This window comes from Sphingobium sp. SYK-6, from assembly GCF_000283515.1.
GTDB classification, from domain to species: Bacteria; Pseudomonadota; Alphaproteobacteria; order Sphingomonadales; family Sphingomonadaceae; genus Sphingobium; species Sphingobium lignivorans.
Window position 1 is genome coordinate 1,530,517 of the sequence record NC_015976.1, and the last position, 21,005, is coordinate 1,551,521.

Annotated in this window: 15 protein-coding genes; 14 read left to right on the forward strand and 1 reads right to left on the reverse strand. The window is 65.0% G+C overall.

Annotated elements, in window-relative coordinates; genetic code table 11:
- Positions 1 to 257: 257 nt before the first annotated feature.
- A complete protein-coding gene (locus SLG_RS06935; RefSeq protein ID WP_014075735.1) occupies positions 258 to 1,406 on the forward strand; it encodes a cupin domain-containing protein in 1,149 nt (382 codons plus the stop codon).
- A 6-nt stretch (positions 1,407 to 1,412) separates the two neighbouring features.
- Positions 1,413 to 1,952, forward strand: a complete 540-nt coding sequence (locus SLG_RS06940) for an rRNA large subunit pseudouridine synthase E (RefSeq protein WP_014075736.1) — start codon at positions 1,413 to 1,415, stop codon at positions 1,950 to 1,952.
- A gap of 97 nt (positions 1,953 to 2,049) precedes the next feature.
- On the opposite strand, the gene SLG_RS06945 is transcribed toward SLG_RS06940, so the two are convergent.
- Positions 2,050 to 3,915, reverse strand: coding sequence for an ABC-F family ATP-binding cassette domain-containing protein (locus tag SLG_RS06945; protein ID WP_014075737.1), 1,866 nt, complete (start codon positions 3,913 to 3,915; stop codon positions 2,050 to 2,052).
- 479 nt (positions 3,916 to 4,394) lie between these two features.
- Here SLG_RS06945 and SLG_RS06950 point away from each other — a divergent pair, with 479 nt between their 5' ends.
- The 12 genes from SLG_RS06950 (at position 4,395) to SLG_RS07005 (ending at position 20,930) form a co-directional block, all read left to right on the forward strand.
- Positions 4,395 to 5,048, forward strand: a complete 654-nt coding sequence (locus SLG_RS06950; RefSeq protein WP_014075738.1) for an ABC transporter ATP-binding protein — start codon at positions 4,395 to 4,397, stop codon at positions 5,046 to 5,048.
- Positions 5,045 to 6,307 carry an ABC transporter permease gene (locus SLG_RS06955; protein ID WP_014075739.1) on the forward strand — a complete coding sequence of 421 codons (1,263 nt, stop codon included), beginning with the start codon at positions 5,045 to 5,047 and terminating at the stop codon, positions 6,305 to 6,307. Before SLG_RS06950 ends, SLG_RS06955 begins: the two co-directional genes overlap by 4 nt.
- 5 nt (positions 6,308 to 6,312) lie before the next feature.
- Positions 6,313 to 6,825 (forward strand): DUF3299 domain-containing protein, encoded by a 513-nt coding sequence (locus tag SLG_RS06960; protein WP_014075740.1) that lies wholly within the window; start codon positions 6,313 to 6,315, stop codon positions 6,823 to 6,825.
- A 301-nt stretch (positions 6,826 to 7,126) separates the two neighbouring features.
- Positions 7,127 to 8,485, forward strand: a complete 1,359-nt coding sequence (locus tag SLG_RS06965; RefSeq protein ID WP_014075741.1) for a dicarboxylate/amino acid:cation symporter — start codon at positions 7,127 to 7,129, stop codon at positions 8,483 to 8,485.
- A gap of 169 nt (positions 8,486 to 8,654) precedes the next feature.
- Positions 8,655 to 9,539 carry a LysR substrate-binding domain-containing protein gene (locus SLG_RS06970; protein ID WP_041392832.1) on the forward strand — a complete coding sequence of 295 codons (885 nt, stop codon included), beginning with the start codon at positions 8,655 to 8,657 and terminating at the stop codon, positions 9,537 to 9,539.
- A 98-nt stretch (positions 9,540 to 9,637) separates the two neighbouring features.
- Positions 9,638 to 10,675 (forward strand): N-acetyltransferase DgcN, encoded by a 1,038-nt coding sequence (gene dgcN / locus SLG_RS06975; RefSeq protein ID WP_014075744.1) that lies wholly within the window; start codon positions 9,638 to 9,640, stop codon positions 10,673 to 10,675.
- A complete protein-coding gene (dgcA, locus tag SLG_RS06980; RefSeq protein WP_014075745.1) occupies positions 10,633 to 11,622 on the forward strand; it encodes an N-acetyl-D-Glu racemase DgcA in 990 nt (329 codons plus the stop codon). The genes dgcN and dgcA overlap by 43 nt, the downstream gene beginning before the upstream one ends.
- A 163-nt stretch (positions 11,623 to 11,785) precedes the next feature.
- On the forward strand, positions 11,786 to 13,330 hold the full coding sequence (locus tag SLG_RS06985; protein WP_014075746.1) for an N-acyl-D-amino-acid deacylase family protein: 1,545 nt from the start codon (positions 11,786 to 11,788) through the stop codon (positions 13,328 to 13,330).
- Complete coding sequence (locus SLG_RS06990) at positions 13,327 to 14,559, forward strand: dicarboxylate/amino acid:cation symporter (protein WP_014075747.1); 1,233 nt, start codon at positions 13,327 to 13,329, stop codon at positions 14,557 to 14,559. Before SLG_RS06985 ends, SLG_RS06990 begins: the two co-directional genes overlap by 4 nt.
- A 62-nt stretch (positions 14,560 to 14,621) precedes the next feature.
- A complete protein-coding gene (locus SLG_RS06995) occupies positions 14,622 to 17,435 on the forward strand; it encodes a TonB-dependent receptor plug domain-containing protein (protein WP_014075748.1) in 2,814 nt (937 codons plus the stop codon).
- Between the two features lie 60 nt (positions 17,436 to 17,495).
- Positions 17,496 to 19,097 carry an N-acyl-D-amino-acid deacylase family protein gene (locus tag SLG_RS07000; protein WP_083853339.1) on the forward strand — a complete coding sequence of 534 codons (1,602 nt, stop codon included), beginning with the start codon at positions 17,496 to 17,498 and terminating at the stop codon, positions 19,095 to 19,097.
- A gap of 180 nt (positions 19,098 to 19,277) precedes the next feature.
- Positions 19,278 to 20,930 carry an N-acyl-D-amino-acid deacylase family protein gene (locus tag SLG_RS07005; protein WP_014075750.1) on the forward strand — a complete coding sequence of 551 codons (1,653 nt, stop codon included), beginning with the start codon at positions 19,278 to 19,280 and terminating at the stop codon, positions 20,928 to 20,930.
- The last annotated feature ends 75 nt before the right edge of the window (positions 20,931 to 21,005 follow it).

Genomic DNA, 21,005 nt, shown 5'->3' on the forward strand with positions numbered 1-21,005 from the left:
GGTTATATGCGGGAGGGGCAGGGTTTTGCGCGCATCAACCGAAAAGTCGAAAGTGGCTCCTGATGCGCTGTCTGCGCTCCGGGTTGCGGCGCTGCACGTGCGCGCGTGCAAGCGGAGTACGAAAATGCTTGTTCAGGGTCTGCCGGCGCAGGCATTGACCCTGTCACGCAGGACGTCCACTGGAGGCTGGCTTGTCGGGTCAGGGTCACGTCTGCCCGCGATCAGCATAGAGTTTCCTTCAGTCCTACAGGGTGGCCATGCAGCTTGCTGGGTTCGATATTGGCCGGTTTCTGGCCGAGCACTGGCAGAAGCGCCCGGTGCTGATCCGCAATCCGTGGGTGAACTGGCGCAATCCTCTCGATCCCGATGACCTGGCGGGCCTTGCCTGTGAGGAGGGTGTCGAAGCGCGCCTGATCGTCCGGGATGGGGCAGGGCTGTCGGTGGAGCAGGGGCCCTTGCCGGAAGCACGCTTCGGCGAGCTGACCGATGATCCCTGGACCCTGCTGGTGCAGGCGGTGGATCATTATGTCGATGAGGTCGCCGCGCTGGTCGAGCCGTTTCGGTTCGTGCCGAACTGGCGGATCGACGATGTCATGGTGAGCTATGCCACTGACGGCGGCGGCGTCGGCCCGCATTTCGACCAGTATGACGTTTTCCTGATCCAGGGTCTGGGTCGGCGGCGCTGGCGCGTCGGGCCGCGATGCAGCTCGGCGACACCCTTGTTGCCGCATGAGGACCTGCGCCTGCTCGCGGATTTCGACGCCACCGAGGAATGGATATTGGAACCCGGCGATATCCTCTATGTGCCGCCGCTCTTCGCTCATGACGGTGTCGCGCTCGGCAAGGACTGCATGACCTATTCGATCGGTTTCCGGGCGCCGTCGCGGGCCGAGCTGATCGACGGCTGGAGCGGGCATCAGGCGGATCTGCTCCCCGATGAAGACCGTTATGCCGACCCCGATCTCGATCTTCAGGCCAATCCGGGTGAAATCACAGCCTCGGCGCTCGATCGCCTGCATGCCATGACGATCGAGGCCTTGTCCGATCGCGATGCGTTTGCCCGCTGGTTCGGGCAGTATACCAGCCTGCCCAAATATGCCGAGGCGGACTGGCGACCGGAGCAGCCGATCGAGCCAGCTGAACTGCGCGGACTGCTGGCCGAAGCGGCGGCGCTGTACCGCAATCCCGCCAGCCGTTTCTCCTTCATCCGGCAGACCGGGGAGACCCTGCTGTTCGTGGATGGCCAATGCTTCGAATGCGCGGGCGAGGTTGCCGCACTCGCCGAGCATATGTGCAAAGCGCCCGTGATCAAGGTCGCTCCTGCGCTTGCTGCATCGCAGCCGGTCCTGACGCTGGTCGCCGCGCTGGTCGATCAGGGCAGCCTGACATTCGACGGCGAGGCGTGAGCGGCGATGGCCCTCATCCTCTTCAACAAGCCTTATGGCGTTTTGTGCCAGTTCACGGACGAGAGCACAGGCCCGCCGCGCCGGACGCTGGCCGATTTCATCGATATCCCGGGCATCTATCCCGCCGGGCGGCTGGATCTCGACAGCGAGGGCCTGCTGCTGCTGACCGATGACGGCCGGCTGCAGGCGCGGATCGCGGACCCCCGGTTCAAGACGCCGAAAACCTATCTGGTACAGGTGGAGGGCGACGCGGACAGCGCCGCGCTGGAGGCATTGCGGCGCGGCGTGCGCCTGAAGGACGGGCCGACCCTGCCCGCCGAAGTGGAGCGTATCGACGATCCCGGGCTATGGCCGCGCGATCCGCCGGTTCGCTTCCGCAAAAGCGTGCCGGATTGCTGGCTGCGCCTGACGATCCGCGAAGGCCGCAACCGGCAGGTCCGGCGCATGACGGCGGCGGTGGGGCATCCAACGCTGCGGCTGGTGCGATGGCGCATCGGCGAGTGGACGCTCGATGGCCTGCAACCGGGCCAATGGCGCGCGATATGAAGGCGGACGCCGGCATCGCCATCACTATCAATCGGTAGGCCGGAAGCCAGCGAATGGGTGAGGGGCCCCATGCGATTTCGCACTGGTCCCCGGGCGATCAGGCGCTGATCGCCTCCAGGGCTTCGCTCGCTTCCATCCATGCGATCTCGGCTGTCTCGATCATCGTGGAAAGCCGGCCGCGCTCCTTCATCAGTTCGGCGGGGGACAGGCTGGAGAACGCCGTATCGGCCTTCCGCGGATCGGCCAGGGCTTCGTCGATCCTGCCGCGTTCGGCCAGCAGGCGAGCGAGGGCGGCTTCCGACTTGTCGGCGGCCTTGCGCAATGTCTGCTGCTTCTCCCGGGCATCGGCCGCGAGGCGCTTGGCTTCCTTCCGGTCGGCGCCGGACGCCTTGGAATCCGTGCCCGGCTTGCTCAGGACGAAGGCGATATAATCGTCCAGCGATCCATCGAACTCCTTCGCCGTCCCGCTATCGACCAGCACAAGACGATCGGCCGTCATCTCGAGCATATGGCGGTCGTGGCTGACGACGATCACCGCGCCGGAATAAGCGTTGAGCGCCTGGATCAGGGCCTCGCGCGCATCGACATCCAGATGGTTGGTCGGCTCGTCGAGGATCAGCAGATGGGGCGCATCGCGCGTGATGAGCGCCAGCGCCAGCCGCGCGCGTTCGCCGCCGGAGAGCTTGCCGACGAGAGTCGTCGCCTTCTGGGCCGGGAAGCCGAAACGGCCCAACTGCGCACGTACCGCCGACTGGCTGGCGCCCTTCATCAGCGCGGTCATGTGCTGAAGCGGCGTTTCGTCGCGGTCCAGCTCCTCGACCTGATACTGGGTGAAATAGCCCACGCGCATCTTGCCGCTGCTGTTCATTGCGCCTTCCATTGGCGCAAGCTGCGCGGCAAGCAGGCGCGCGAGAGTCGTCTTGCCGTTGCCGTTGCGCCCCAGCAGCGCGACGCGATCATCCGGGTCAAGCCGCAGATTGAGCCGCCGCAGGATCGGCGTCTCGTCATAGCCGACCGCCGCCATGTCGAGCGTGATCAGCGGGGGGCGCAGCTCATCGGGATCGGGGAAGTCGAAGGTCAGCGTCGGATCATCGACCAGTTCCGCGATCGGCTGCATCCGGGCAAGGGCCTTGGCGCGCGACTGCGCCTGCTTGGCCGTGGAAGCGCGCGCCGAATTGCGCGCGACATAATCGCGCAGCTTCTCCCGCTCCGCCTGCTGCTTCGCCTGCGCCGAGGCGAGCTGCGCCTGTCGTTCGGCCCGCTGCCGCTCGAAGGCATCGTAGCCGCCGGGATAAAGCGTCAGCTTGCCGCTGCCCAGATGCAGGATATGGTCGACGACATTGTTCAGGAAATCGCGCTCATGGCTGACCAGCAGGATCGTCGCGGGATAGGCGCGCAGGAAATCCTCCAGCCACATCACCGCTTCCAGATCGAGGTGGTTCGACGGCTCGTCGAGCAGCAGCAGGTCGGGCTGTGAGAACAGCAGGCTGGCGAGGGCCACGCGCATCCGCCAGCCGCCGGAAAAGCTGGAAAGCGGGCGCTGCTGCGCCTCCTCGTCGAAGCCCAGTCCGTTCAGGATCTGCGCCGCGCGGGACGGGGCAGTGTAGGCATCGATCGCCATCAGCCGATCGTAGATTTCGCCCAAGCGGTCGGGGTCTTCGGTCGCTTCGCTCTCGGTGAGCAGGGCGGCGCGCTCGGTATCGGCATTGAGCACGGTTTCCAGCGGCGTTTCCTCGCCGCCGGGCGCTTCCTGCGCGATATAGCCCAGCCGGGCGCCGCGCGGCATCTCGACCGAGCCGATGTCCGGCTCCAGCATGCCAGCGATGACCCGCACCAGGGTCGTCTTGCCCGCGCCATTGCGGCCGACCAGCCCGACGCGTCCGCGCGGGGGCAGCTTGGCCGTGGCAGCATCCAGGATGGTCCGCCCGCCGAGGCGAACCGTGATATCGTTGAGATTGAGCATGCGCGGCCCATTAGCAGAGCGACGCGCTGCCCCCAAGTGGGGATGTCAGCATTGTGAATGCGCGCGCTGCCCGGCCCTTGCGCGATCGCCCGGGGCTCGCTGCGGCCGCCGGAAAAAGAGACCTTCCCATTGGGTTGATTGATGATATGATACAGCATATCAAAAAATGGAGACTCGTCATGCGGACCTTTCATGCCGGTCTGGCTCTGTGCCTGTTCATTGTTCCGCCTGGCGCTTCGGCTTGCGAACTGGAGGCTATGGGTTTTGGCCGTTTCTCGCCGTTTCACGATTATATGCGGCAAACCACGCCGGCTGCGGCATCCGGGGCACCCGCGTCCACGGAGAATGAGAGCCGCCCTGAGCCACTGCCTCCCTCCGGCGCGACTTATGTGGCCATTTCGACCCAACCCCGGGACGACGCCAGCCCGGTTCGGAAGGAGCCGTCGGCCAACTAGAATGACTGTTTGCGTGGTTATGCCATGATCCTTTCCATCAGCGGCCTGTCGCATGGCTTTGCCGATCGTCCCGTCCTGCGCGGCTTCGCGCTCGACCTCGCGCGGGGCGAACATATGCTTCTCCTCGGGCCATCCGGCTCGGGCAAGACGACACTCATCAATGCTGTCGCCGGCCTGCTGACGCCGGACGAGGGCGTGATCGCCATCGAAGGCGAAGTCATCAATCAGCTCGGCGCGGCCGAGCGTGATCGACTGCGTCGGCGCAGGATCGGCATCATTTTCCAGTCCCTGCGTCTGGTCTCGGCGCTTTCCGTGCGGGACAATCTGCGCCTCGCCCAGCGCCTCTCTGGCGGGGGTGTCGACGAAGCGGCCATCGCGGCCTTGCTCGATCAGGTCGGTATCGGACATCGAGCCGATGCCAAGCCGCGAGCGCTCAGTCAGGGCGAGGCACAGCGTGCCGCCATCGCTCGCGCCCTGGTCGGCAAGCCGGCCCTCCTGATCGCCGACGAGCCCACCTCCGCGCTCGACGACACCAATGCCGAGCGGGTTGCGCGTCTCCTGCTGGAGACGGCCGACCACAATGGCTCGACCCTGCTTGTCGCGACCCATGATGCGCGCCTCAAGGCATTCATTCCGCGCAGCCGCACGCTGGCGCCCGCGCTGTCGGAGGCCGCATGATCCGCCTTGCCTTTGCCTATCTGCGTGATCGGCCGCTGATGACGGCGCTCAACGTGCTTCTTCTCGCCTTCGCCGTCGCGACGCTGGTCATCCTGCTCTCGGTATCGACACAGCTCGGCTCGCGCTTCGAGCGGGATGCGCGCGGCATCGATCTGGTGGTGGGCGCGAAAGGCTCGCCGCTGCAGCTGATCCTTTCCAGCATCTACCATATCGACGCGCCGACGGGAAACATCCCGCTGGACAGCGTCGATCTGCTGCGCGCCGATCCTTCGGTCCGACAAGTCATTCCCCTGGCACTCGGCGACAATTTTCGCGGCTATCGCATTGTCGGCACCGAGGTCGCCTATGTCGACCATTTCGGGGCCAAGCTGGCGGAAGGGCGGATGTTCACCGCGCCGCAGCAGGTCGTCATCGGAGCCGGCGTCGCCAGGGCGCTGGGCATGAAGCTCGGTCAGCGCTTCGTCGGCTCGCACGGGCTGGAGGCTGATGAAGGTGCCGGCGAGCATGAGCATTCCCCTTTCACCACAGTGGGCATTCTGGCGCCGACCGGCAGCGTCATCGACCGCCTCATCCTGACATCGGTCGAGAGCGTCTGGGACGTTCACGGCATCGCGCATCATCATCATGATGATGAAGCCGGGGAGCACCATGACCATGAGGCCGAGGCGCATCACGAGCATGAACCCAATCTCACCGGCCGCGAGGCCCTGAAACCCGAGGTGACCGCGCTGCTGGTCTCCTACAAGTCGGCCTTCGGTGCCGTGCGCCTTCCGATCATGATCAACCGCCAGACCAACATGCAGGCCGCCGTTCCGGCGATCGAGACCGCTCGCCTGCTTTCCCTGCTGGGCGTCGGCATCGACGGCGCGCGCGCATTCGCCTGGCTGCTCGCCGCGACCGGCGGCCTGTCGATCTTCGTGGCCCTGCTGGCCGCTGCCACCGCGCGGGAAGGTGATCTCGCCCTGTTGCGGATCATGGGGGCCAGTCCCTGGCAAGTCTTCGGGACGATCCTGGCGGAAGGCCTGATCATCGCAGCGGCCGGCGCGATGGCCGGCTTCGTGCTGGGCCATGCCGCGCTGGCGCTCGCGACCCGGATGCTCCCCCAACTGGGCGACTTCGGCTTTGATCCCTTCGCGCTTCCGCCGGGGGAGGGCAGCATCGTCCTCGCCGTTCTCGCCATCGGCCTCGTTGCCGCGCTCATCCCGGGCCTGCGCGTGTTCCGCACCGATCTGGTGCGCACGCTCGCCCGGACAAGCTAGGAGTTATGTCCATGCGCCCCGCCTGCCTCGCAGCCCTTGCGGCCATCACGCTCCTTGCCGCTCCGCTTTCCGGCGCGATGCAGGAGACCGGCCGCGTCCCCGATCCCAAGGTCAAGGATATCTGGCAGCCCGCCAAGACGCCGGCGGGCGGGATCGCCTGGTCCATGCTGGAGACGACCAAGCTCAGCGATCGCACCGATCCCAAGACCAACATCATCTATACCAAGCCGATTTTCCCGCCCGCGATCAAGGCACTCGCGGGCAAGCCGATCAAGGTCGCGGGCTGGATGATGCCGCTCGACAACGCGGCGCGGCAGAAGCACTGGGTGCTGCTCGGCTATCCCCCCGGATGCCCCTTCCACATGCATGCGCTGCCCAATCAGTTCATCGAAGTGATGGCTGCCGAACCCTTTCCGGTCAACGAGAGCAAGGTCCATGTGATCACCGGCACGCTGCAGCTGGTCGGCCAGGACGAAAGCGGCATCTTCTATCGCCTCGTCAACGCACGGTCCGCGTAACGGAGCAGCGCCGGTAGAGGCGTTTTCTCGCTGGCGTAGATCGGGAATTGCCCAGGCCTGATGTGACGGCGTTGACCGTGCTCCATAGCCTCAGGCTATTGCGCGGCGCAGCTTTTTTGGGGGACGAGGCGTCCAATCGCTCTAGAATGAAGGCAATCGCGCTTCTCTATAGGCCGCGCCGGACCGGCGCGGCCTTGTGGTTCTGGTGGCACGAAGAGTCTGCAGACCAGATCCTGTCGAGAAGCCCAGTCTTTCCGGTCGCAGTGCAGCGTCCATCCACCTTTTGCGGAGAAACCGTCGCATGGCACCGCGCCTTACGCGTTATATCATCATGGGCATGGTGCTCGGCGTGGCGGCCGGGACGGGGGCGCATTTTGCGCTTGGGGAGAATGCGGAACTCTCTGGACGGGTGGCCGGCTATCTTCATCTGCCGGCGGACGTGTTCCTGCATCTCATCAAGATGATCATCGCGCCGCTGGTATTCTCGACGCTGGTGGCGGGGATCGCGCATATGGGCGACAGCGCGGCACTTGGGCGGATCGGGGGACGGGCGATCGGCTGGTTCCTGGTCGCCAGCCTGATCTCGATCGGCCTGGGCCTTGTGATGGTGAACCTGCTGGCGCCGGGGGAGGGGCTCAACCTCACGCGCACGGCGGCGGAGGCCGGTGCAGCCGGCGGCATGGGCATCGAGACCGGCGGGCTCAACCTGCGCGATTTCATCCTGCACATCTTCCCCACGTCGATGGTGCAGGCCATGGCGGACAACCAGATTCTCCAGATCGTGGTCTTCTCGCTGTTCGTCGGAGTGGCACTCACGGCGATCGGGGAGAAGGGCAAGCCGATCGTCACGCTGGTGGAATCGCTGGTCGAGCTCATGCTGCAGGTGACCGGTTATGTGATGCGGGTCTCGCCGATCGCGGTGTTCGGTGCGCTGGCCGCCTCGATCACGCGGGAAGGGCCCGGCGTGCTGCTGACCTATGGCGAGCTGGTGGGCGAGTTCTACATCGCGCTGTTCCTGCTGTGGGGACTGCTGATCCTGGCCGGTGCGTTCTTCCTGGGGCGGCGCATCCTCACGCTGCTGCGCTATGTGCGCGAGCCGGTGCTGCTGGCCTTCTCCACCGCATCCTCGGAAGCGGCCTATCCCAAGATGCTGGAGCAGCTGGACCGGTTTGGCGTGCCGCGCCGCATCTACAGCTTCGTGCTGCCGCTGGGCTACAGCTTCAATCTCGACGGCTCGATGATGTATGCCAGCTTCGCGACGATCTTCATCGCGCAGGCCTATGGCATCGATCTCCCGATCCTCACGCAGATCACCATCCTGCTGGTGCTGATGGTGACGAGCAAGGGCATTGCCGCGGTGCCGCGGGCGAGCCTGGTGGTGGTCGCCGCGACGCTGGGGCAGTTCAACCTGCCGGTCGAAGGCATCGCGTTCATCCTCGCGGTGGATCACTTCATGGACATGGGCCGCACCGCGACCAATGTGCTGGGCAATGCCATCGCGACATCGGTGGTGACGAAGTGGGAAGGCATGCTCGAGGTCGAGGAGCCCGAATATGTGGCCCACCCCAAAGCCCCCGCCCACACCGCTGCCGATGGCCGCGCCGGCCTCGAACTCGCCGACGATATGGTCATCACGAGCGACAGCCACAAAGGCGCTTGAGGCAGAACGCGGCGGCCGACAAATGTGCTGCAGGGTTGGGGCGCCATCACCCTTTTGAAGGACGGCCCGGAAGCTGGTATCGCGGAGGAATGGAGCGCGGAGTTGACATTCGCCTGCCCTGTGGCGTTTCAGCAGGGCGTCTCCTTTCCATGATCGGTCCCTGCCCGTGATCAGCTTGCGCCATATCGAGGTTTTCCACGCCGTTTACAGCAACGGCTCGGTCAGCGGCGCCGCGCGTTCGCTCAACGTTTCGCAGCCGTCGGTTACCAAGGTGCTCAAACATGCCGAGATGCTGCTCGGCTTCCCGCTGTTCGAACGCGCGAAGGGTGGCCTCGTCCCGACCGAGGATGCGCACACGCTCTTCGCCGACGTCGCGGAGATCCAGGATCGCGTCTACGCCTTGCGTCAGGCGAGCAAGAATTTGCGACAGGGCCGGACAGGGACGCTGCGCATCTCGGCGTTGCCGTCGCTCAGCCTCAATGTGCTGCCCGCGACGGCCGCGCGGTTCCTCGCCACGCATCAGGGTGTGGGCTTCGACCTGCAAACGGTCCACCATGAGGATATGGTGCGCAAGCTCTATGAGCGCGAAACCGATGTCGTGATCGGATATGAAGTGCCGCCCGACGCGCCGGTCTCCCATCGCTGGCTGGGCGAGGCGGAGCTGGTCGTCCTGTTCCGGGACGAGGACATGCCGGACCCACCGGCGCGCATCGCTTTCGAGGAGCTCAAGGGGCGACCTTTCATCAGCCCGATCCGCAGCGGGCCTGTGGGGCGGCTTCTTCTGGCGGAGCTGCAGCGTCTTGACGTGCATCTCGACGAAGTCGTCTCGGCGCGCACTTTCTACATTGCCTCGGCGCTGGTCCAGGCAGGTGTTGGCATGGCGATCGTCGACAATTTCACGGCGCATGCAGCGCTCGCACCCGGCGTGAGCTATCGACCGCTGCAGCCGTCGCTGGTGTTCGACGTCCATGCGATTCATCTGCAGAACCGGCCGCCATCGGGCCTTGCGACCGCCTTTCTGAAGCTCATGGGGGACGCCATCGAGAGCCTATAGCCTCGCGTTATAGGGTGGCGGGAGCTTGCTATGCGACGCCGTGCGCGCCGACGCTCTATCGCGTTTGCGAAATAACCCGCAAACAATGAGAGCGTTCGATGATCCCACATCCCTATTTCCTGTATCTCGGCCATTCTGTCGATGAAATCGGGATCAAGACCTCTCGCGGTCTCGCCGTGTTCCGTGGCGAGGACTGTGTCGGCGAGTTTCGCCATGACGATTGCCCGCTCACCCTGGGCCTGAAGCGCATGAGCTTCGAGGAAGCGGTGGCGGCCGGTGCCCGGACGCTGGTGCTTGGTATTGCCAATGCCGGCGGGCGGCTGGGCAAGGATCTGGTCGATGATGCCGAGGCGGCGCTCGCTGCGGGCCTCAACGTCGCGTCCGGCCTGCACCAGCGGTTGCGCGACGAGCCGCGTCTGGTCGCCGCCGCAGCGAAATATGGCAAGACCCTCTATGACGTGCGCGATCCGGCGGATGACCTGGAGGTCGGCAACGGCAAGGCGCGCGCCGGCTTGCGTTTGCTCACGGTCGGCACCGATTGCTCGGTGGGTAAGATGTACACGACGCTCCAGCTCGCGCGTGCCCTGCAGGCGCGCAAGATCGCGGCGGACTTCCGGGCCACCGGGCAGACGGGAATTCTCATCGCCGGGAGCGGCGTGCCGCTGGACGCCGTGATCGCGGACTTCATCTCGGGTGCGATCGAGCAGGTATCCCCTGCCCGCATCGATGGCGGCTGGGATCTGATCGAGGGGCAGGGGTCGCTCTTCCACCCCTCCTTCGCCGGCGTATCCACCGGTCTGCTTCATGGTGCGCAGCCCGATGCGCTGGTGCTGTGCCACGAGCCGGGCCGTCCGCACATGCGCGGCCTGCCGCACTATCAGCTCCCTGATCTGGCCGAATGCCTTGAGGCCAATCTGCGTGTTGCGCGCCTGACCAATCCGGACGTGATTCCGGTGGGCATCGCCTTCAACACGTCCAAGATGGACCCGCAGGCCGCCCGGGCGCTGTGCGCCGAGACGGCGGCCGCCTTCGATCTCCCATGTGTCGACCCCGTTGCGATGGGTGTCGAGCCAATCATTGACCGGATTCTCGCATGCTTCGCACCCTCGACGTCCGCAACGACAGCTTCCCGCTGATCGCACCCTTCCGTATCTCGCGCGGCGTGAAGAGCGCCGCCGAGGTCGTGACGGTCTCCCTGACGCTCGGTGACCATGTCGGGCGGGGAGAGGCCGTGCCTTATCCCCGCTACGGTGAATCGATCGCGGGTACGATCGACGCCATAGAGGCCGTGCGTCCCGCGCTCGAAGCAGGTGCGAACCGCGGGGAGATCGGGCGCCTCATGCCTCCCGGCGCGGCGCGCAATGCCGTGGACTGCGCGCTGTGGGATCTGGAGGCGCAGCTCGCCGACAAAAGCGTTCCGGAGCTGCTTGGGCGTCCGGCTCTCACGCCCGTGCCGACGGCGCTCACGGTGGGTCTCGATACGCCGGACGCCATGGCGGCGGCGGCGGCAAAGCTCGCTTATGTTCCGCTCATCAAGGTGAAGGTCGACCGGAATGACCCGACGGCGCAGATCCGCGCGGTCCGTGCCGCTGCGCCGCGTCCGCGGATCATCGTCGATCCGAACGAGAGCTGGACGATGGCGGAGGTCCGCGATCTCCAGTCGCTTCTGGCCGAAGCCCGGGTGGATCTGCTCGAGCAACCGCTGCCGTCCGAGGAGGATGGCGAACTGGCCGGGTTCCGCTCGGTGGTGCCGATCGCAGCGGATGAGTCCGCGCATGTCGCGGGCGATGTTGCGGTGCTTCGCGAGAAATATCAGGTCGTCAACATCAAGCTCGACAAGACCGGCGGACTGACGGCCGCGCTGGATCTGGCGGCTTCGGTGCAGGCGCATGGCATGGGGCTGATGGTCGGCTGCATGGTGAGCTCCTCGCTCTCGATCGCGCCCGCTCTGGTCGTGGCTGCGCGCGCGGCCTTCATCGATCTCGACGGGCCGGTCTGGCTCAAGCACGACCGGGAAGGCGGGGTTTCGTGCACGGATGGCGTCATGTCTCCGCCGCGGCCGGGCTTCTGGGGCAATCCATAGACTGGGGTTATGGGATCGGAAACCCTTGCAATTGGCCGCTACACTTCACTTTTCCATGCTGCGCCTGCACAATCCGATCCAGCAGAAGCAGGCAAGTTTTGAAAGGGCGTTGATGACAGGCCGATCTTCACGGCAATTCCAGGGCCTCCGGCGCATTCTTGCAATGGCCACATTGTCCTGTTCGGCCATCCCGGCGGGCGCGCTGGCGCAGGACTATGATGTGCTCCTGCGGGGCGGCACCATCTATACCGGTTCGGATGCGCCCTTCGTCGGGGATGTCGCGATCGCCGGCGACAAGCTGGTCTATGTCGGCCCTCGCGCGTCCGGCAAGGCCAAGCGCGTCATTGATGCCAAGGGCATGATCGTTTCTCCGGGTTTCATCGATCCTCATACGCATGTAGGCGATATGCTCGCCGGCGACGATGCGGCTGAGCGACTGGTGCTACCGTTCCTCATGCAGGGCGTGACGACGGCGTTCATCGGCAATGACGGCGCGGGCGATCCCGATGTCGCGAGCGTGCTCGGCCGGCCGCGCAGTCATCCCGTGGGCATCAACTATGCGACATTCGTGGGCCTTGGGGCGGTCCGTAACAAGGTGATCGGGCCAGTCGACCGCGCGCCGTCGGCGGACGAGCTTGCGAGCATGAAGACACTGGTCGCGACGGCCATGTGCCAGGGTGCGCTGGGCCTCTCGACCGGATTGTTCTACGCGCCGCAAAGCTTCGCCAAGCAGGATGAAGTGGTCGCGCTCGCGCGCGAGGCGGCCGTACGGGGCGGCATCTACGACAGCCATATCCGCGACGAGTCGAGCTACACGATCGGCCTCTCCGGCGCGATCGAAGAGGCCCTCACGATCGGCAGGGAAGCCGGGTTGCCGGTCCACATCGCCCATATCAAGGCACTGGGCGTCGACGTGCATGGTCAGGCCGGCGCGATCATCGCGAAGATCGAGGCTGCGCAGGCGGCGGGGCATGTCGTCCATGCCGATCAATATCCCTGGTCCGCTTCGGGCACTGGCCTTTCGGCATCGCTGCTTCCGCGCTGGGCGGAGGATGGCGGGCGCAAGGCCATGCTGGCCCGCTTCGACGATGCGGCCACCCTTGAGCGCATCAAGGTCGAGATGCGCGAGAATATGCGTCGCCGGGGTGGCGCGGACTCGCTGCTGATCACGTCCGGCGGGCCGGATATCTCCGGCAAGACGCTGGCGCAGGTCGGCACAGACATGGGGCTCGATCCTGTCGACGCCGCCGTCGCCATTCTGCGCAAACAGAGCGCTTCGGTCGCCTCCTTCAATCAAAGCGAGGCGGATATCGCTGCCTTCATGAAGCGTCCCTGGGTCATGACCAGTTCGGACGCCTCGACCGGCCATCCCCGCGTCTATGGCTCTTTCGCACGTAAATATGACAAATATGTGAGACAGGAGCAGGTTGTTCCGCTGCGCGATTTTATCGAACGCAGCAGTCGTTTGACGGCCGAGGCCTTCAGCCTTGCGGGTCGCGGTCGCCTCGCGGCGGGCAGCTTTGCGGACGTGCTGGTGTTCGATCCCGAGCGTTATTCCGCGCGGGCCGATTATGTTCAGCCCACCCTGTTCGCCAGGGGCGTGCGGTTCGTGTTCGTGAACGGCGGCCTGGCGATCGAGGATGGGGCGCCGACGGGCGTCTCGGCCGGCAGGGCGCTTCCCCGCACCGCGACGAGCCATTGCCCGTGAGGCTGATCCGGTCCTGGTTCGCGATACCGCTCTGGAAAAGGGTGATCGCCGGCCTCGTTCTGGGCGTTGCATTCGCGGTCTTCTTTCCCGGCCTCACACCCGCGGTCGCGGTGGTCGGAGATATTTTCATCCGGCTGATCCGCATGCTCGTGGTGCCGGTGGTGTTCATCACGATTGCCTCGGGGGTGACCGCGCTCGGTGATCCCAAGCGGCTCGGTTCGGTCGGCGGACGCACCCTGGGGTTGTTCGCGGTCACGACCGCCATTGCGGTGTCGGTCGGCATGATCGTCGCCCTGATCATCGGGCCAGGCATCGGTGCCAATCTTGGCAGCGCGCTCCCACACGAGATCGGGACGCCCAAATCCACTTACGACCAGCTCGTCGGCATCATTCCCATCAACATCATCGAGGCGCTGGCCGCCGGCGACATGCTGGCGATCATCTTCTTCTCGCTGCTGCTGGGCGTCGGCACGATCCTGGCGGGGGAGGGCGGACGCCCGCTCGCCAACCTGCTCCAGTCCGGTTCGAACGTGCTGTTCCACATCATCCGCCTCGTGATGGAGGTGACGCCCTTCGGCGTCTTTGCGCTGACCGCCGGGGCCATCGCCACCAATGGCTTTGCGGTCTTCGCCAATATCGGCCTCCTCGCGCTGTGCGTGGTGATCGGATCGCTCATCCAGGTGGTGTTTGTTCACAGCCTGCTGGTGCGGGGCATCGCGCGGATGCGGCTTTCCTTCTTCTTCCGCGGGATCATGGATGCGCTGGCAGTGGCCTTCTCCACGGCATCATCTTCGGCGACGCTGCCGGTGGCGCTGCGCGTGGCGCGTGACAATCTGCGCATTGCCCCTGCCGTCGCATCGACCGTGCTGCCGATCGGCGCCAGCATCGGCAAGGACGGCACCGCCATGTATGTCGGGCTGCTGAGCATCTTCAGCCTGCAGGCGCTCGGCATCCAGCCCGACGCCGGCATGCTCGCGGTCATTCTGTTTACCGGTGCGCTCGCGGCCTTCGGCACGGCGCCCATCCCGTCCGCTTCGTTGTTCATGCTGGCTGCCGTTCTCTCGGCGGTCGGCGTCTCAACCGAACAGGCGGCCCTGATCGTCGGCTTCGTCCTGCCGTTCGATCGGCTGCTCGACATGACGCGCACGGTGCCCAGCGCCTGCGCCAATCTGGCTGTCACGACGGCCATTGCTCACTGGGAAGGCGACCTTGCCAGAAGCGACGGCTGACCAGCACGCAGAAGCTGGCAGTCGGGAGGAACTTCCAACCAAGAACCTAAAGGGGAAGCATAATGTACAGATTATTGATCTGCGCGTCGGCAAGCGCGCTCATGGCGACAATCCCGTTCCAAACAGCGGGGGCGCAGGGCATCGATGCCGAAGAGGGCGGAAGCGACGCAATCGTCATCACTGGCTCGCGTATCGCGCGCGACGGCTATAATGCGCCGACCCCGCTGACGGTGCTCAACGAAGCGGATGTCCAGGTCGCTGCGCCGGCCAACGTTGCCGACTTCGTCAACCAGATCCCGTCGCTGGTCGGCAGTGCCACGCCTGCCAACTCGAACCTCTCCATCAGCGCCGGCACGGCAGGCGTGAACGCGCTCAACCTGCGCGCGCTTGGCTCCAGCCGGACGCTCGTGCTGCTGGACGGCCAGCGCTCGGTCGGCGCCACGCTGGGCGGCATCGTCGATGTCAACAACATTCCCCAGGGCCTCGTGAAGAGCGTGGAAGTCGTCACTGGCGGTGCATCGGCAGCCTACGGGTCGGACGCTGTCTCCGGCGTGGTCAACTTCATCCTCGACAAGGAGTTCACGGGGATCAAGGGCGCCATCGAAGGCGGCGAAACCACCTATGGTGACGGGCAGAACTATCGCATCTCGCTTTCCGGCGGCATGAGCTTTGCCGGTGGCCGGGGGCATCTGCTGCTGAACGGCGAATATGCCAAGAAGGAAGGCATTCACGGCGTCCCGCGCGACTGGAACCAGCAGGGCTGGTACATGATCAACAACCCCGCTTATGCTGCCGGCAATGGCGCGCCGGAGCGGCTGATCGTCCGCAATGCCGGCCTCAGCAATGCCTATCCGGGCGGCATGATCACCAACACGGCGCTGCGCGGCACGACCTTCGGCGTCAACGGCGCGCTCGGCCAGTTTGCTTATGGCGAGACGCGCGATCCCTGGATGATCGGCGGGGACTGGCAGGCCGTGCAGGTCAACAGCAACCAGTCGCTCGATCCGGAAGAGGAGCGCAAGGGCCTGTTCGGCCGGTTGAGCTACGAGGTGACGGACAATATCGAGCTGTTCGGACAGGTGTCCTGGAACCAGACGAAGAATCTCGGCTGGCTCGGCGTTCAGATGAACCAGGGCAATGTCACCATCCAGCGGGACAATGCCTTCATTCCGGAGGAACTGCGCGAGCGGATGGTCGCCGAGGGGATTCAGTCCTTCGCACTCGGCACGACCAATGCGGACCTGCCGATCCGCAAGAATGACGGCGTGCGCGAAACCGAGCGTTATGTCGTCGGCGCGAATGGTCATTTCGAACTGCTCGGCACGACCATGCGCTGGGACGCTTATTACCAGAAAGGCATCACCCGCACGCGCGAGATGGCGCGTGATATCACCAACAATGCCCGCCTTGCAGCGGCGACCGACGCTGTCTTCCATCCCGACACCGGCGAGATCGTCTGCCGTTCCAGCATCGCCAATCCGGGCAATGGCTGCGTTCCGCTCAACCGCCTCGGCATCGGCGTGGCCGATCCGGCGGCACTCGATTATGTTCTGGGCAATCCGTTCCGTCGCCAGAAGTTCGAACAGGATGTCTTTGCGGCGAACCTCTCGTTCAATGCATTCGACCTTCCCGCCGGCGCGGTGGCCATCGCGGTGGGCGCCGAGCATCGCAAGGAGAAGGTCAGCGGCGAAGTCGATCCGGACTTCCAGAGCGGCTGGTTCGTTGGCAATTTCCGGGCGACGAACGGCCAGTATGACGTGACGGAGGCCTATCTCGAGCTGCTGGTGCCGATCGCCGAAGGCCTTGAATTCAATGGTGCCGTTCGCGGCACGGATTACAGCACGTCGGGTTATGTGACGACCTGGAAGGCTGGCCTGACCTATGAGCCGATCCCGGATATCCGCCTGCGCGCCACGCGCTCGCGCGATATCCGCGCGCCCAATCTCGGTGAATTGTTCACGGCCGGCTCGACCCGCACGAACGTGCTGATCGATCCGTTCAACGGCAATGCCACCGTGCAGTTCAGCGGCACCACGCAGGGCAATCTCGGCCTGGATCCGGAAAAGGCGGACCAGTGGGGCATCGGTGCGGTGTTCGAACCGACATTCCTGCGCGGCTTTGCGATGTCCGTCGATTTCTATGACATCAAGCTCAACGGCGGGATCAGCTCGGCGACGGCGCAGACGATCGTCGATCGCTGCTTTGAAGGCGTGCAGCAATATTGCGCGGCGATCGTGCGGGGTCCCAACGCTTTCGGCACCAATCTCCAGGTGTTCGAGAGCCCCTTCAACTTCGCCACGCAGCATGCCCAGGGCCTCGACTTCGAGGCATCCTACCGCACGCCCCTCGATCGTCTGGCGAGTTCGCTCGGCGGCGATCTGCTGGTGCGCGCGATGGCCACCCGCTACCTCAAGAACTATGTCGACGATGGCTTGACCACGCCGACGGACAGTGTCGGCCAGAATGCCGGCAGCGGTCCGCCCAAGTGGCTCTATCGCGTGCAGGCGACTTATACGAACGACCCGGTCTCCATCACGCTCATCGGGCGTGGCGTCAGCGCGGGCGTGTATGACAACAGCTTCATTACATGCACGAGCGGTTGTCCGGTTTCGACAGCCGACAACCGCACCATCAACAGCAACCGGATCGATGGCGCCTTCTATGTCGATGCGAACATCACGTATGACTTCAGCGTGCTTGGCGAGGAATCCCAGCTGTTCTTCAATGTGAGGAACCTCTTCAACAAGGATCCTGCGATCGTGGCCGGTGGCGGGCAGGGGGCTGCGGGCAGTGCCTATGCCACGCCGTCGACCAACCAGTCGCTCTATGATCTGCTGGGCCGCACCTTCCGAGTGGGGCTGCGCTTCAAGTTCTGAAACGACGACGGCGGAGCGGCCTCGTGTCGCTCCACCGCATCCAAAGTCGGGAGTGGTGGTATGAAGAAGGCATCGGGATTGATGCGCCGGACGGTCAGGGTCGCCGCCATGGCGGCGCTGTTTGCGGGCACGAGCGCGTTTGCGCAGGATTATGACGTCCTCATTCGCGGCGGAACCGTTTATGACGGGACCGGCAGCGAAGGGCAGAAAGTCGATGTTGCGATCAGGGGCGAGCGCATTGTCGAGGTCGGGCGCATCGCGGCCACGGCGACCGCCAGCACTGTCGTGGACGCGACGGGCAAGATCGTTTCGCCCGGTTTCATCGACCCGCATTCTCACGCCGGGGAAGGTCTTGTCGATCCGGAAGTCGCCGGCGCCGCGGCGATACTCTATCAGGGCATCACGACGCTGGCGATCAATCCTGATGGCGGCGGACCGGGGGACATTGCGCCCCAACTCGCGACGATCGAGGGGCATGGGACCGGCATCAATGTCGTTCCCCTGATCGGCCATAACGGCGTGCGGCGCGATGTCATGGGCGTGGCGAACCGCAAGGCCAGCTCAAAAGAACTGGCGGCAATGGAAGCGCTGGTGAAGAAGGGCATGGAGGATGGCGCTTACGGCTTCTCTTCCGGCCCCTTTTATGTGCCGGGCAAATATTCGGACACGGCCGAACTGGTCCAGCTGGCCCGCGTTGCCGCCCAATATCCCCATTCGTTCCACATCAGCCACATCCGGGATGAATCCAATTACGACATCGGCGTGCTGGATGCGATCGGCGAAGTGATCGAAGTCTCGCGGCAGGCCCGCATTCCCGGGATCGTCACGCACATGAAGGTGCTCGGCCCGCAATTGTGGGGCAAGTCCAGGGAGGCCGTGGCGCTGATCGAGAGCGCCCGGGCGGAAGGCCTGAGCATCTGGGCCGATCAATATCCCTATGCGGCGTCGGGTTCCGGACTGCAGCCGGCCCTGCTGCCCGGATGGGCGCAGGAAGGCGGGCCCGAAGCGATCGCCAGGCGGTTGCAGGACCCCAAGCAGCGGGCGGTCATCCGCGAGGCGATGGTCGAGAATCTTGCCCGTCGCGGCGGGGCAAACGCGATCATGATCCGCAATTTCCCGCCTGATCCCTCGCTTCAGGGCCAGCGTCTCGACGAGATCGCCGCCGCGCGGGGCATGCATCCTCTCGATGTCGCCATCGACATGCTCATCCAGGGCGGTTCGAGCATCGTCTCGTTCAACATGAGCGAGGATGATATCGAATATATCATGCGGCAACCCTGGACGATGACCTCGACGGACGGTGGCCTGCAGGCCTTTGGCGTGGGTGGCACGCATCCGCGCAGCTATGGCGCCTTCCCGCGCAAGATCCGCAATTATGTCCTGGACAAGCCCGTCATCCCGATGGCGCAAGCCATTCATTCCTCGACCGGGCTCACCGCACAGGTGCTCCATATCGACGACCGGGGCGTGCTCAGGGCGGGCGCCTATGCCGATGTGATCGTGTTCGATCCCAAGGCGATCCGTGACACCGCGACTTATGACAAGCCGCACGCCTTCTCCGAGGGAATGAGCTTCATTCTGGTGAACGGCAAGCCTGCGCTGGTCGACGGCAAGGTCACGGATGAGCGACATGGCAAGGTGCTTCGTCGCGCGAAGGACTGACGAGATCGGCTCCGTTCCGTTTCCACGCTCTCTCCCGGGGAGCGGAGCCGAACCTGAATGGGGCGCTAAGCCCCGGCATGATCTTGCCTCCGGTCCGGCCTGGTCGTCTGCGACGACAGGCGTTGCTGCGCCACCCGGGCGCAAGGTCATAGGCGAGGCAATGGACGGAAAGGACGAAAGATGACGACCAAACAGCGCTGGCTGACCGGCCTTGCTTCTGTGCTCGCGCTCACGATGGGCAGCGCCGAGCCTGCACAGGCCGATGGACCGCTGCATGATGTCGTCATCCTCGGCGGTACGGTGGTCGATGGCACGGGCGCTCCCGGCTACCGTGCTGATGTCGCGATCAAGGGTGATCGCATCGTGGCCATTTCCCGCGATGGTCTCGCCCCGGAGAGCGGCCGCTATGCCCTGAATGCCGAAGGGCTGGTGGTCGCACCGGGCTTCATCGACAATCACGCGCACATCTCGACCAATATTGATCAGTATCCGCTGGCCGAGAATTTCCTGCGGCAGGGCATCACCAGCATCGTTGCCAGTCTTCACAGTGGCGCGCAGCCCTATCCGCTCAAGCCTTATGCGGAATCGCTTCGCGTCGCACCCAATGTCGCATTCTTCACAGGCCATTCCTATGCGCGCATGCAGGTTCTCGGCATGGAGAACCGCGCGCCGAACGCGGACGAACTGCGACGGATGCAGAACATCATCGCCGATGGGATGAAGGATGGCGCGCTCGGCCTGTCGACCGGCCTGATCTATGTGCCAGCCAATTACGCCCGGACAGAGGAAGTGATCGCCCTTGCCAAGGTGGCTGCCTGCCATGGCGGCATCTACGTCTCCCACATACGCGACGAGGGGAACGGAGTTCTCGACTCGATAAAGGAAGCCATCCGCATCGCGCGCGAGGCTGGGCTGCCCGGCCAGATCAATCACCACAAGGTGATGGGGGCTGGGCAATGGGGCTGGAGCCGCCAGACCATCGCGCTGATCGACGAGGCGCGCGCAAGCGGGCTCGACATCACGCACGACGTCTATCCCTATGCGGCGTCCGCGTCCTATTCCACCGTGATGTTCCCGAGCTGGGCACTGGCCGGTGGCCCGGATGCGTTCCGCAAGCGTGTCGAGGAGAAGGGCACGCGCGCGCGCCTCGAGCAGGAGATGATGCGCATCCTGATGGTCCAGCGCACCGGCGCGGATCTCAAGCGGCTGCAGTTTCGTTCCGTCGAGGCCTTTCCCGACTATGACGGGCGGACACTGGCGGATCTGGCTGCCGACCGGGGTCTCGCTGGCACGCCCGAAGACGCCATCCAGCTCCTGATCGAACTGCAGCTCAAGGGTGGCTTCACGGCCATCTATCATGCGATGGACGAAGCGGACATCATCCGCATTCTCCAGCATCCGCTGGCGATGATCGAGACGGACGGGGATCCGGTCGGGCTCGGCGAGGGCTTTCCGCATCCCCGCAGCTATGGCGCATTTCCGCGCGTGCTCGGGCGCTATGTGCGCGAGCAGGGCGTCATCACGCTGGAAGACGCGGTGCGGCGCATGACCTCGCTCGCCGCCGACCAGATCGGCCAGACCGAGCGCGGCCGTGTGCGCGAGGGGGCCTATGCGGACATCACCGTGTTCGATCCCCGGCAGATTGCCGACAAGGCGACCTATATCGAGCCGCATCAATATCCGGTCGGGATCGTCCATGTGCTGGTGAACGGTGTTCCCGTCATCCGGGGTGGGGCGCTGACCGGCGAGAAGCCCGGCCGCCCCCTGCTCGGGCCAGCGCGTCCGGGCGCGGTGCGCGCCGACAAGGCCGTTCCGGGCTGCGAGGGCAGTTGACGCGGGTGGAAGGCTGATCTGCCGCCGGATCGCCATCCCCCTGCTGCTCCCTTCTACCTGATCTTCATCTCCTAT